Here is a 13971-nt window from a genome sequence, read left to right as displayed (position 1 = left end):
TTTAAAAACGTTTATTCATTAATGGTCAGTGCTTATAGATTTAGACCAAGGTACAAGTTATTAGTTCAATCCATAAACCGAACTTTGTTCTGGGGGGCTGTATCCACAGGCTTCTGAGGTATTTATATCCTGACGAAAGACGTGCCAGCAACGCAGCTCCAATGCCTTTCTTTTTACGTCATATTGGATATCATCATAAGGTCTGACACCTTCGGTAAAGGACCTTTTATCAAGATATAACCTGAAGATTTCATCTGGCCAAAATCGATCGGGCTTTTTGACTATTTCCGGCTGTAATTGGTCTTTCAATGCAGAAATCTCAGCTTGATAGCTGTTCCGCATTTCAGGAAGTTTGGCCAGCAACTGGTTTAACCGGTGAATATCACTGCTTTGCGCATTCATTTCTGCAGCTTTTGCCTGACGAATGGCTTTCTCTGTCTCACAAGCCGCTGGAACAAGGAAGTTCGGGTATGCGTAGTAATGTTTGCTATACACCAGTTCCGGGGGAATATAATGCTGTGGTGAGGATACATAAGGATCTTCGGTGATCAGGACAAAACAGCCGGGATTATTTTTTATCAGTGTGGTGAGATAAAAGTCAGCGATCCCCTCTCTAATTTCCTTATTCAGTCTTCTTGCTCCTGAGCCTGAGCCGGTATAAGGGTGTGTGGCAGTAAACAAAGTGGTTGCGGGTGAAGCATTGGCAATTTCCTGGGCCGGGATCAGGTTGATGGGCAGTGCCCTGGCACCGTCAGCTTCATTGGCATAATCATTACGGACGTCCACAGGAATTACTTTGATCCGCAATCCCTTTTCATTGAGATAGTTTTGCATTAACAAGGATATTGTTCCGCGGTGACAGCCAATATCAACAATGTATTCAATTTGGTTGTTTTGGTATAAAAAATTAACCAGAAAGTCGAAGTGATACAATCCCAAAAAGCGCCTTTCTGCCGCCAGATCCGAATCAACAAATGGTTGCGAAGTATCCAGCGTGATCAGTTGCTGATTACCAATCCGGACTGTTTCCGGTGTAACTGTTTCCGGTAGATTGGCATAGGTAGCCGAGTAGTTCCCCCGGGGATTATTATCCATATAGACTGATGTACATCTGGAAGTACCGGGATATGGCCTGGAAGGAGTCTTCAAATCAGCAACGTTACGGCAGGAAAGACTGAAGACTTGTTGCTCGTGGATTTCGTTGCCATCGGTTTTCAGAAAAGGGTTGACCTCTTGTTTTTGCCTGCAATAAACAGGTTTGTCAGGGGGAGTTTTTTCAGTACTGAGCTGTTCTGTCGTCTTGACGTTTAAATGAGAAGTCTCCATATCTCTAATCACTATGGTTCTCCATGTTGATTAATAAGCAATAAGATCAAAAATCCTTATTCAGTTTGAACTGATAAAAGTTTTGCGTTTTCTCTTCAGACCAAAATATTAATACTGAGTTCCATTCATAAAGCGGACTGTCTGGTAGTTTGTCTGGTAGTTTCCATTTGAAAAATACGGCTCTTTAGCAGCCTGGCTGGAAACCTCTGAGGCATTGATATCCTGACGATAGACATGCCAGCAACGCATCTCCAATCCATTTTTTACCAGGTCATATTTAATATCACGGTATAACCTGAAACCCTTGGTAGATGCCATCTTGTCAAGATACAACTTGAAGATCTTGTCTGGCCTGGCTCGCTCAGGTTTTCCGGGCAATTCCACTTGTAATTTTTCTTTAATTGCAGGGATCGAGGCCAGGTAATGGGCCCGCTCTTCAGGAAGTTTTGCCAGCAAATGGTTTAACCGGTGAATATCACCTTTTTCTGCATTCATTCTCATGGCTTTTGCCTCTTGGTTGGGGTTTGTTTCATAATCATCCAGCTTCATGTCATTCGCGAATGCCTGATAATGTTTGGTGTAAACCAGCTCAGGAGGAATATAACGCTGGGGCGAGGAGAGGTAGGGATCTTCGGTTGCCAGGACAAAACAGCCGGGATTGTTTTTTATCAGCCTGGTGAGGTAATAGTCAGTCATCCCCTGTGCAATCTCCCTGCTCAGTTGCCTTGCTACTGAGCCAGAGTCAGTATAAGGGTGAATAGCAGTGAACAAAGTGGTTGCCGGTGAAGCGCCAGCAATTTCCTGGGCCGGTATCAGGTTGATGGGCAGTGTCGTGGCGACGTCAGATTTACCGGCATAAGCATTGCTGACATCCACAGGAATCACTTTGATTGGTAATGTCTTTTCGTTGAGATAGTTTTGCATTGACAGGGATGCTTCTGCATTACCACAGCCAATATCGACAATGTATTCGATGGTGTTGTTTTGGCGTAAAAAATCAGCCAGAAAACTGAAGTTATAAAGTTCCGAATCAATTCTGTCTTCCACCAGGGTTGGATCAACAAATGCTTGCGACCTATCCAGCGTAATCAGCCGCTGGTTGCCAATCTGGACAGTTTCCGGATTAACCGTAACGGGTACATTGGCATAGGTTGCAGAGAAATTGCTGCGGGGACTGTTATCCATAAAGGCAGACTCGTAACTGGAATGACCAGGGTATGGTCTGGAGGGAGCGATCTGCTGTGTGGCACGTCTGTCTTGTCCAATAGGTCCACTGGCCTCAGGGACGCTCTGGCAATGCCAAGCTGTCGCTAAAGTGGGTCGCTTCGCTGATATGGCGTTAAAAAGTGGCTCAAAATACCCATCTACTTCTTGTAAACGACGATTTTTACCCACTTTTTGCTTTGTCACAGCGTTGCTTGCTACTTTTTCGACAGTCTCTTGCAGAGAGGAGGGTGATGGACTGATTTCAGGGTTGTTTGAGTCCGAATTTAAATCAGTAATCACTCGGCTCGAAAGACTTATGGTTTGTCGTTGTTGAATTCCGTTGCCGTCGGTTTTCGGGGTGATGTTATTTTTTTGCGCAATATCATCAGGTTTGCCAGAGGTTTTTTTTTCTGTACTGCCCTGTTTTGCCGTCTGAATGGGAGAATTGGCTGTGCCCGTACTACGAATCATGACTAGTCTCCACGTCTATGCAACAAGATCAATAACTTTATTCACCTTGAACGGGTTAAAATTTGTAATTGTTTGTTTAGACCAAAATATCACCGCTTAGTTCAACTCAGGCTCTTCAGGGATAACTGTGCCGTTTGGGGCCTTCAATTTAAAAATCGGGCTTTTTTCGCCTACTGGCTTGCCACTTCTGAGGGATTGATAGCCTGACGATAGACATGCCAGCAAAGCATCTCCAATTGATTATTTTCTACTTCACGTTTGATACTTTCAAAAGTTCTGCCAACTTCCGTTAATAAGTCATTATTAATATGCAACTCAAAGATGACATCTGGCCAGAATTCAGAAGGCTTTCTGAGTATTTGCTGCTGTTGACAGCTGGTAATTTTATTGATCGAAGCCAGATAACTATCCCGCTGTTCAGGCAGTTTTGCCAGCAACTGGTTTAACCGGTAAATAGCACCATTTTCTGAATTCATTTCCGCAGCTTTCTCCTGACGAAGGGCCTTTGCCTCATCGGTCTCCGACGGAATCCTGTATACGAATGCCTGGTAATGTTTGGTGTACACGAGTTCCGGGGGAATATAACGCTGTGGAGAGGAGGCACAGCGGTCTTCGGTGGCCAGGACAAAACAGCCGGGATTGTTTTTTATGAGTGTGGTGATGTAATAGTCAGTTTTCCCCTGTGTAATGTCCCTGCTTAGCTTTATTACTTCATAGTCGAGGCCGGTAAAAGGGTGTATGGCGATAAACAAAGTGTTTACCGGTGTAGCGCCAACAATTTCCTGGGCCGCTATTATGTTGATGGGCAGTGACTTGATAGCTTCATCGTCGTGATAATTGTAAACATCTACAGGGATTACTTTGATCTTGAAATTCTTTTCGTTGAGAACGTTCTGCAGTAACAGGGATATTCCTCCGCTACCACAGCCAATATCAACAATGTATTCGATGGTTTTGTTTTTATCCAAAAAATCGAGCAGGTAGCTGAGGTTAAACTCCTCCCAATTGCTCCTGTCTGACTCCAGGTCTGGATCAACAAATGATTGTGAAGTATCCAGGGTCATCAGATTCTGGTTGCCAATCCGGACAGTTTCCGGCTCAACCTCAGCCGTTACATTGGCATGTCTCGCACAGTAATTGTGTCGGGTATTATTATCCATCAAGGCAAATACGCGTCTGTAACCGGAAGTATCAGGGTATGGCGTTAAGGGAGTGTTCTGCTGTGTGGGACGTTTATCTTGTCCAATGTGTTCACTGGTCTCAGGGACGCTCTGGTTGTGCAAGGTCATCTTAAAAGTTTTGCGCTTCTTTGGTACGTTGGGATCAAAACGTTCATTGACTTCTTGTGCACTGCGTTTGTTCGCCACTTTTGGCTCTGTCTCAGTTTTGCTGGCTACTTTTGCATCTGCCTCGCGCGGTTTGGGCAATGGGCTGGTGTCAGAGTTGTTTATACCTGAATTCAAATCAGTAACGGCTCGGCTTGAAAAATCGACAGTCCGTTGTTGAATTTCGTTACCGTCGGTTTTCAGATGAGGGGTAATGTCATGTTTTTGAGCAACATCATCAGGTTTACCAGGACGAGTTTCTTTCGTATTGCCCTGTTTTGCCGTCGGAACGAGAGAGTTGAAAGTGTCCATACCTCTGATCATGACTGTTCTCCTTGTCGATAAGTATGCAAAAGATTAAAAACGTTTATTCAGCTTGATCCGATAATGATCAGTGCTTATCTATTTGGACCAATGAACAAGTTAATGGTTCAATCCAAAACCGAACCCTATTCTAGGGGGCCAGCATCCATAGGATTTCTGAGAGCTATACATCCGAACCTGCCTGGTAGCTTCAATTTGAAAAAGGGGGTTCTTTAACAGCCTGGCCGGAAACTTCTGAGGCATTGATATCCTGACGATAGACATGCCAGCAACGCATCTCCAATCCATTTCTGGTGAGTTCATATTGGATGCTTTCGAAAGGTTCGATAGCTGCCTTAAATAATGTATCTTCAATATGCAACTTGAAGATGTTATCTGGCCAGAATTCCTCTGGCTCTTCGAGTATGTGCTCTTTTATATTATCTGTAATCTTGGAGATTGAAGCCAGATAACTATCCCGCTGTTCGGGAAGTTTTGCCAGCAACTGGTTTAACTGGCTAACATCACCGTTTTCTGAATTAATTTTTGCGGCTTTTTCCTGACGAACAGACATTGGCTCAGAACAGACCATGCCAAAGCAAATCGGGTAGGCATGGTAATGTTTTGTGTACACCAATTCCGGAGGAATATAACGCTGAGGGGAGGATGTGTGCAGATCTTCGGTGGCCAGGACAAAACAGCCGGGATTATTTTTTATCACTGTGGTGATGTAATACTCAGTTTTTCCCTGTGTAATCTCCCTGCTCAGTCTGTTTGCTGTAGACCCCAGCTCGGTAAAAGGGTGTATGGCGGTAAACAAGGTAGTTGCCGGTGAAGCACCAGCAATTTCCTGGGCCGGAATTAAGTTGAAGGGGATTGGTTTGTTGTCGTTATATTCAGTGTGAGAATTGTTGACATCCACAGGAACGACTTTGATCTTCGATCCAAGCGCCCTGAGGTGATTTTGCATTAACAGGGATATCTTTCCGTCACCACAGCCAATATCAACAATGTATTCAATTTTGTCGTTTTTTTTCAAAAAATCAACCAGGAAGTTGAAGTTAAATGAATCCAAAAAGCTTTTTTTCTCCGCCAGATCAGGATCAATAAATGATTGCGAAGGATCCAGTGTCATCAGTTCCTGACCACCAATTCGGACCGTTTCCGGTTTATCCTTATCCGATAGATGGGCATAGGTAGCAAAGTAATTGCCAATGGCATTATTATCCATAATGACATTAATCGATCTGGATGAACCGTAATAAGGTCTGGAAGGCGTCTTCAACTCAGTAACCGTTCGGCTTGAAAGATCGACGGTCTGTTGTTGAATTTCTTTGCTGTCGGTTTTCAGATAAGGGGTGATGTCATGTTTTTGCGTAACATCATCAGGTTTACCAGGGGGAGTTTCTTCAGTATTGCCCTGTATTGTCGTCGGAACGAGAGAGTTGAAAGTGTCCATACCTCTGATCATGACTGTTCTCCTTGTCGATGAGTATGCAAAAAGATTAAAAACGTTTATTCAGCTTGATCCGATAATGATCAGTGCTTATCTATTTAGACCAAGGTACAAGTTTTTGGTTCAATCCATAAACCGAATCTTCTTCTGTGGGAGCTGCATTCACAGGGTTTCTGAGAGCTATACATCCGAACCTGTCTGGTAGCTTCAATTTGAGCAAGAGGGTTCTTTAACAGCCTGGCTGGCAACTTCTGAGGTATTGATATCCTGGCGATAAACATGCCAGCAAAGCATCTCCAATTTATTATTTTTTACTTCACATTTGATACTTCTGAGAGTTCTGCCAACTTCTTTAAACAGGTTGCCATTAAGATGCAACTTGAAGATGGCATCCGGCCAGAATTTAGAAGGCGTTCTGAGTATTCGCTGTTGTTCCCGACCTGTAATTTTGTCGATCGAAGCCAGATAACTCTGGCGCTGTTCAGGCAGTTTTGCCAGTAACTGGTTTAGCCGGTAGATATCACCGTTTTCTGAATTCATTTCCGCAGCTTTCGCCTGACGAAAGGTCCTGGCCTCATCGGTCTCCAACGGAATCCTGTATACGAATGCCTGATAATGTTTGGTGTACACCAGTTCCGGGGGAATATAACGCTGCGGTGAGGAGGCACAGCGGTCTTCGGTGGCCAGGACAAAACAGCCGGGATTGTTTTTTATGAGTGTGGTGATGTAATAGTCAGTTTTCCCCTGTGTAATGTCCCTGCTTAGCTCTCTTGATTCAGTGTAGAGGCCGGTAAAAGGGTGTATGGCGATAAACAGAGTGTTTGCCGGTGTAGCGCCAACAATTTCCTGGGCCGCTATTATGTTGATGGGCAGTGACTTGACAGCTTCATCGTCGTAATAATTGTAAACGTCTACGGGAATTACTTTGATCTTGAACTTCTCTTCGTTGAGAACGTTTTGTACTAACATGGATGTTTGTCCGCCACCACAGCCAATATCAACAATGTATTCGATGGTGTTGTTTTTACGTAAAAAGTCAATCAGGTAGTCGAAGTTAAACTCTTCCCAATTGCTCCTGTGTGACTCCAGGGCTTTGTCAACAAAGGGCTGCGAAGTATCCAGCGTCATCAGATTCTGGTTGCCAATCCGGACAGTTTCCGGTTCAACCGTCACCGGTACATTGGCATGTCTCGCGCGATAATTGCGCTGGATATCATTATCCATCAAGGTATATACGCGTCTGTAACCGGAAGTATCAGGGTATGGCGTGGAGGGAGTGATCTGCTGTGGGATATGTTTATCTTGTTCAATGTGTTCACTGGTCTCAGCGAGACTTTGGCTAAGTGATTGGCTAAGTGACTGGCTACATGACTGGCTACGTGAGGCTGTCGCAAAAGTGCGGGGCTTCTTAGCTGGTATGGTGGGTTCAGAATGCTCTTTTACTTCTTGTAAACGGCGCTTTTTCGCCACTTTTTGGTTCTTCATGAAGGCCGGTGGGCAGCTGTGTTCACAGTCTGAGGGACCTCTGGTAATGGGCTCGGTGCAAATATGACAATACTGGCGTTGCTGGTTTATCTGCTCTTGCCTTCCATTCCTTACGGTAGATGCTGTGCAGGGCTCCGGGGTTTGTTCTGAGCTGCGTTCTGAGTGACCCATTGCGTGAGTGTCAGAACCCGTTGATCCATCGTTTCTTTCATTATTTCCACCTGCAGGATTTAAGGGCCTTTGAGCACCAGAACGGATATTGGCATCCTGTTCAGGCCTCTCATGGGGATGAAAAGGCTGCTTGCGAATGAAGCGGTTCCATTCATGCCAGCCACCACCCGCTGGCAGCGACGGGCCGAAAATCTCCGGATACAGCGACTCAAGAAAACTTTGGCCATACTGACTGAACCTTAGGCAGGCTTCGAGCCTGCTGATGAATAACAGCTTGCCGTTTTGTTGGATGATGTATGACACTTGTCCATGACTGTCCTGCACATGAAAGGCTACCCCGTGAATGAGTGCGATAAATCTTAATAAAGGGTCATCAGATAACGAGTTCAGCAGCCATTGATTACCCCACCTGAAGACAGATCTGACACCGCCGGTATCACTGTAAACAGACTCAACGGCAATGAGTTGCGGCCAGTTTTCATCGGCCATATCGCTGACTTTCGCCACGGCAGGAAACTCCGCAGGCACAAGAGCCAGCGATTCTTCCTGATTAAGCCTTAGCCAGATTGAATCCTGAAATAAAACCGAAATGCCGGGCTCAGCGTAACGGATTGACAGGGGGAAGGGAGCAGGGAGGAGGCGGGTTAACGGTTTTTTTACCGGGTCAAGGTCATTGTTATCCGATCTGTCATGGCCATTGCTCGCAAAAAACCAGGGTCGGTGACAATGTTCAGTTGGATCAATGTATTTTACGACGTTGTTCAGATAAGACGGATTCTGTTCTGGCAACAGGTTCTTTGCTTCGGGAATATTCCGGTAAACAGTGGCCATCAAGGGTAGCAGCGAACTCAGTGAAATGGGCTCACTGAGACTACCCACAGCCATTGCCTGCTGTATTGTCGCCTGCATCATAAGACAGAATAAGAGCAGCCTGCAAATAGCCAGTGTGCAATGTATTTTGTTCATGTCACCCCAATATCTGTCTTTCACAATACCGGTCAGGAAGCCATTGATAAGTAACTATGACAGAACATAAAAATTATTGCCGATGGGCTCTCCGTAATACCAACTGTTCCATTACTTTCGTTGGCCAGATATGGATCAGCCCTAACGAATGCGATGCCGGATAAAGGGTAGACTATCTGACAGAGAGTCATCGCCAACAACAGGGCTTAATCTCAATTTATGCTTTCAAAAAAATCGGGCTGCCTTGTAGCTTCAATCTGAAAGTTAGGGCTCTTTCCCTGCCTGGCCGGAAACTTCTGAGGCATTGATATCCTGGCGATAGACATGCCAGCAATGCATCGCCAATCTATTTCTTTTTATCTCATCTTCGATGCTTTCGAATGTGATACATTCGGAAGATTTGTTAGTTGCCATGAATAATGTGTCATTAATATGCAAATTGAAGATATTATCTGGCCAGAATTTCTCTGGCTCTTTGAGTATGTAACTTTTTATTCGATCTGTAATTTGGGAGATCGAAGCCAGATAACCATCCCGCTGTTCGGGAAGTTTCGCCAGTAATTGGTTTAACCGGTGAATATTACCGTTTTCTGAGTTCATTTCTGCAGCTTTTTCCTGATAAAAAGGCACCCTGTCATCATCCTCCAGCCACTTTATCCAAAAGCTATTCGCGTAGGCGTGATAATGCTTGGTGTACACCAGTTCCGGGGGAATATAACGCTGGGGGGAGGATGAATTAGGGTCTTCGGTGGCCAGGACAAAACAGCCAGGATTGTTTTTTATGAGTGTAGTGATGTAATAGTCGGTTTTCCCCTGTGTAACCTCCCTGCTCAGTTCTTTTACTTCATCCACGAAGCCAGTAAAAGGGTGTATTGCGGTAAACAAAGTAGTTGCCGGTGTAGCGCCAACAATTTCCTGAGCCGGGATAATGTTAATGGGCAGTGGCTTGTCGTCGCAATATACATTGTCATAGGTATTGGCAATATCAACAGGAATCACTTTAATTTGAATTCCCTTTTCATTGAGATAGTTTTGCATTAACAGGGATATTTTTCCGTTATCACAGCCAATATCAACAATGTATTTGATTGAGCTGTTTTCGTTTAAAAAATCAACCAGAAAGCTGAAGTTATAGTATTCCAGATCTTCCCTCTTTGCCTCCAGATCCCGATCAACAAATGCTTGCGAAGTATCCAGCGTAATCAGTTGCTGGTTGCCAATCTGGACAGTTTCCGGTTCATTCCCAAGCGGTACATTGGCATAGCTCGCATAGTAGTTGCCCCGGGGGATATTATTCATATGCTCCCAATTCTTACGCTCGGAACTGCCCGTGTACTGTTTGGAAGGAGCATTCGTGGGTCGCTCCGCCAGGGGATGAAAAATTGCCACAAAATACTCATCTACTTCAAGTAAACGACGTTTTTTTGCCGCTTTTTGCCCTGTCTCAGTTTTGCTTGCTAATTTTGCGATTTCCTCCTGTGGAGGGGGCGGCGGGCTGATGTCAGAGTTGTTTGAGTCTGAATTCAAATCAGCAACCGTTCGGCTTGAAAGATTGACGGTCTGTTGTTGAATTTCGTTGCCGTCGGTTTTTAAATGAGGAGTGATGTCATGTTTTTGCGAAACATCATCAGGTTTACCAGCGGGAGTTTCTCTAGTGTTTCCCTGTATTGTCGTCGGAACGAGAGATTTGAGAGTGTTCATACTGTTAATCATGACTTTTCTCCTTGTCTATGAATAAGTACCTAACCAGTTGGTTTCGCATATTCTGGACGGCGGCTTTTTCCACCCTTCTGCGTTCCAACTTTGGTTGCGTAGCTATGGCTACGCGCCCGTCGTTGCGCCTTGAAGGATGAAAAAATCCACTCGCCAGAATATGCGAAACCAACTGGCCAGGTACTTATGCAATTAGATTAAAAACGTTTATTCAGCTTGTAATGATTAAAGTCTGTTCTTTTTTATTTAGACCAAAGTACCAGCTATTAGTTCAATCTATAAAATGAACCTTGTTACGGTGGGCTGCATCCAATACGAAGATACACTTGGTGAGGCTGTTCTGGTATCGAATAAAAGTTTCCTGAGTCTGAACTTCCTTATTTATCAGTTGTCAAAAAAAAGACAGCGTGCATTAAAAAAGCTGGCTGATGCTGGCAAGATTTTCAGGAGGGAAACAACAATGCTGCCAACAGGAGGGGCATCTTCCAATCCAGTAAACCTGAATGGTGTTGATAAAAATACATCTGAAAAGCATAATCCCGTAACAGTCCCCGCCACCGTAATACCCTCTGTCCAGAGCGTGGCATCAGGGCATTGTCAAAGCTCTGTGCCATCTGAAAGCTTACGCGCTACAAGAACAGTAAGACTGATCCAGGCTCGCTCCATTCTTGGTCATCCTTACTCCAGACCCGAAAGTAAAAAAGCACTCCCGGAATCATCTGGTAATGTGCTGATGCAACAAGTGATGATGGAGATGGCGGAACTGCAAGTCTCTTCGAAGGAGGCACCATGGCATCAGCGCAATCTTGCGGATAACTCCTCCCCGCAAGTCCTGATAAACCTGATAAGGCAGGGGGATACAGAAAGCGTAAAAGAATGCATTAGCAAAAACCCCCTTGCTTTAGCTATTAGAGATGAAGAAGGTAACTCCGTCCTGCATCTGGCGCTGCTACACGGCCATGATGATTTATCTCGGCTGTTGGTTAGTAGAGTTCAGCAGCTGTTGCAGGCAACAAATAATAACGGCGAACGACCTCTGCATATCGCAGCCAAAGAAGAACAAAATAATTTTTTGAGATTTTTTCTGGATAATTGCCCCAACTTGTCATTATTGGAAAAAGAACTGCTGGCAACAGACAAATCAGGAGCCACACCGGTTCATCTGGCAGCGCAACACGGCAATAAAGCCGGCCTAATGGCCATGCTTGAGTATGAAAGTATCCGGAATCTGTTTGTTGGCAATTATTCCCTTATTGGGTTGGCGATGGAAAATGGTCATAAGCAGTGTGCAGAAGTTATTATCAGCAGTGCAAAAAATGCGGGTACTTTTTTTCGACCCAATAGCCTTCTTCGCCATGCGGTAAAGTGTGGGCATTTGGATTGTGTAAAATGGCTCGTTCAAACCTGTCCAGATACTTTCACACCTGAAGAAGTTTATTTAAATGACTTGGAGCCGCTAACTCAGCTGGCTATAAAACGTGGCCATGATGAAATTCTAAAATATCTTCTCGAGCAGCCGTTCTTCATAAATCGACTGACGAAAATGGGATATGCCTCTGAATTTCAGAGTAAAGAAAATGGTATCTGTGCAAAACTGATCAGAGAGGCCCGGGAGAAAGTGAAGTTGCCGTTTTGCCCGGTGAAGAATTTCGAAAAAACGCTATTCCAACAGACCTTGCAGCAGGAAGAAGATAAAATTTTCAATAAAAATATCAGGGGAGAAAATTTATCGGATCAGCCCGATAACAGTTTTTCCGAGAGATCATTATCCGACAAATATTTGCCGCAGGTTAAAGCCTTGTTAAGTGGGTTACAGGAAATAGGGGTGTATGTACATTGTATCATTGAAGAAAATTTAGATAAAAAAGGTCAATTCATGTCTATGGGTGATACCGTGGCATCGGTTGGACTCATTAAAACCCTTGTTGACCTGGGCGCCAAAACTATTCATGCGCAATTGTCACCCCCGGATTACAGTGATTTCATTACACGACAAAAATTTAATCATAAAGAACAGGTAGGATACTTAAAGAAACAGCGAATAGCATTATCAATGTTGGCTTACTTGCTGCCAGGAATAAAGATTAATCAGGACATTCAGGAAATTTATATAAAAGACACCAGGGTTATCATTTCCAGCTGTAATCTTCGAAGCGAGAATAAAATCAATGCAGCCGTTACCCTTTCATTTTTTCGACCCGAAATGCTTTACTGGCAATTGGGATGCATACAAGAATCCTACATTACTTTAAAACCCTATCGTTTTTTCATTGAGCATGAAACGATGTATTTGGATACCAAAACATCGGTTAAAATGAATGATGAAAATAACGAATACTCTCTATGGTCACAGCCTTGCAACGTTTCGAAATCCACTTTCACCGATAAATCACCCACAACTTCCATTTACGACAAGGATGCAGTGTCTGATTGTAATATCGTCTCTTTGCATCTACCGGCAAACGCCATTATTCCCGGCGAAGATCTGCAACCACAGGGAACGGAAACAGCCATCGAATCCGTCGATAGCCATCGAGCAACATTAATCTCTGCTATTGATGATCTTTGTGATTTATCTGCCAACGAAAAAATACATATTGCGGTAGTTTATGGTTTGCACACTGTTCTGCGCCAGAATAAAGCAACGATACTAAGCAATTGGCTTAGTGCTATTAAAATAAATCAGGGTCAGGCAGCAGACGCCCTCCCGGTAGTGGTGACCACCACGGTCAGCGCTTTTAGGGATAAGGATAGAGAGGGAGATGAATATATGGATGAAAATGGAATGAGTTCGTTAAAAGAAATCACCAGAACCACGGGCTTTACACTGGTTGACTTTCGGGATCAGCAGGACCGGGCCTCTTTGATGGCCTCGGGCAGGAGCCAATGGTTACTGTGTCTTATGCCCAGTCTGCCGCAGCAAAGTTTCAATAAGCTGGTGCAAAGCACCCGGTTCCCGGTGTTAAGTGAAGGTGCCAATCTGACCACGACTCTGTTGCAAAGTGGCCAACCCCATCTTTCTCTCCTTCCCTATGGAAATACGCCAGTGGCCCAGGACATGGGAGTGCCACTGGAGGCTTTAAAGGCCCTGGCCTTTTCCTGCAAGCTACAGATGGAAAGGGAAGGCACCGGGATTGAAGTCCTTAAAAAGTTGTCCAATTTTGTCAGGGAAGGTCGCTATGCAGAGGCAGTTTCTTATATTGACAAGATAAAGACCAACGAGTTTGAATTTGAAAATGAGGCGTTGGATTTTGTATGGGCAGACCCCCAGCCATCGCCTTTGCAATTGCGGCCAGTCACCATTATGAGCCTGTTACATAAAGCAGAAAAACTGGGCGGGATTGAAAAAAAGGCGTTGCTCGCAGCGCTTGATCCTTCTGAGCAAGCCCTGGCTGATTATATTAATAGCTGCCTGGATAAGGACTCAATAACAAACCATCACTTCAGGCTGCAGCAAATGCATGTGAATAAGCCTTTCAATAACAAGGTGGTGGCAGCGCTGCTTCAATTTGGTCGCTATAAAAAACTGTTGCCTTGAGAGTAATCATG

Annotated in this window: 7 protein-coding genes; 1 reads left to right on the top strand and 6 read right to left on the bottom strand. The window is 44.5% G+C overall.

Annotation, left to right across the window (positions count from 1 at the left end):
• Window positions 1-60 precede the first annotated feature (60 nt).
• The 6 genes from ACO6VG_RS21015 to ACO6VG_RS20990 all read right to left on the bottom strand — a co-directional run bounded on the left by ACO6VG_RS21015 (window position 61) and on the right by ACO6VG_RS20990 (window position 10422).
• Window positions 61-1338, bottom strand: a complete 1278-nt coding sequence (locus ACO6VG_RS21015; RefSeq protein WP_422134074.1) for a hypothetical protein — start codon at window positions 1336-1338, stop codon at window positions 61-63.
• A gap of 96 nt (window positions 1339-1434) precedes the next feature.
• On the bottom strand, window positions 1435-3003 hold the full coding sequence (locus ACO6VG_RS21010; RefSeq protein ID WP_422475502.1) for a hypothetical protein: 1569 nt from the start codon (window positions 3001-3003) through the stop codon (window positions 1435-1437).
• Window positions 3004-3173: 170 nt separating this feature from the next.
• Window positions 3174-4652: a hypothetical protein gene (locus ACO6VG_RS21005; RefSeq protein ID WP_422134072.1), complete on the bottom strand. Its 1479-nt coding sequence runs from the start codon at window positions 4650-4652 to the stop codon at window positions 3174-3176.
• 190 nt (window positions 4653-4842) lie between these two features.
• Window positions 4843-6102: a hypothetical protein gene (locus tag ACO6VG_RS21000; protein ID WP_422475500.1), complete on the bottom strand. Its 1260-nt coding sequence runs from the start codon at window positions 6100-6102 to the stop codon at window positions 4843-4845.
• A 192-nt stretch (window positions 6103-6294) separates the two neighbouring features.
• The gene (locus tag ACO6VG_RS20995) at window positions 6295-8709 is read right to left on the bottom strand and encodes a hypothetical protein (RefSeq protein WP_422475498.1); all 2415 of its coding nucleotides are present in this window, start codon (window positions 8707-8709) and stop codon (window positions 6295-6297) included.
• A 264-nt stretch (window positions 8710-8973) separates the two neighbouring features.
• Window positions 8974-10422, bottom strand: coding sequence for a hypothetical protein (locus ACO6VG_RS20990; RefSeq protein ID WP_422475496.1), 1449 nt, complete (start codon window positions 10420-10422; stop codon window positions 8974-8976).
• 283 nt (window positions 10423-10705) lie between these two features.
• Between ACO6VG_RS20990 and ACO6VG_RS20985 the strand changes: the two genes are divergently transcribed.
• On the top strand, window positions 10706-13960 hold the full coding sequence (locus ACO6VG_RS20985) for an ankyrin repeat domain-containing protein (protein WP_422475494.1): 3255 nt from the start codon (window positions 10706-10708) through the stop codon (window positions 13958-13960).
• The last annotated feature ends 11 nt before the right edge of the window (window positions 13961-13971 follow it).

The organism is Endozoicomonas sp. ALB032 (assembly GCF_049310125.1).
Taxonomy (GTDB): domain Bacteria; phylum Pseudomonadota; class Gammaproteobacteria; order Pseudomonadales; family Endozoicomonadaceae; genus Endozoicomonas_A.
This window is presented reverse-complemented; position numbering and strand designations above follow the sequence as displayed.

Bases quoted from the DNA above. Each gene is read 5' to 3' on its own strand.
- ACO6VG_RS21000 (WP_422475500.1), bottom strand. From the start codon at position 6,102: ATGATCAGAGGTATGGACACTTTCAACTCTCTCGTTCCGACGACAATA.
- ACO6VG_RS21005 (WP_422134072.1), bottom strand. From the start codon at position 4,652: ATGATCAGAGGTATGGACACTTTCAACTCTCTCGTTCCGACGGCAAAA.
- ACO6VG_RS20995 (WP_422475498.1), bottom strand. From the start codon at position 8,709: ATGAACAAAATACATTGCACACTGGCTATTTGCAGGCTGCTCTTATTC.
- ACO6VG_RS20985 (WP_422475494.1), top strand. From the start codon at position 10,706: ATGAACCTTGTTACGGTGGGCTGCATCCAATACGAAGATACACTTGGT.
- ACO6VG_RS20990 (WP_422475496.1), bottom strand. From the start codon at position 10,422: ATGATTAACAGTATGAACACTCTCAAATCTCTCGTTCCGACGACAATA.
- ACO6VG_RS21010 (WP_422475502.1), bottom strand. From the start codon at position 3,003: ATGATTCGTAGTACGGGCACAGCCAATTCTCCCATTCAGACGGCAAAA.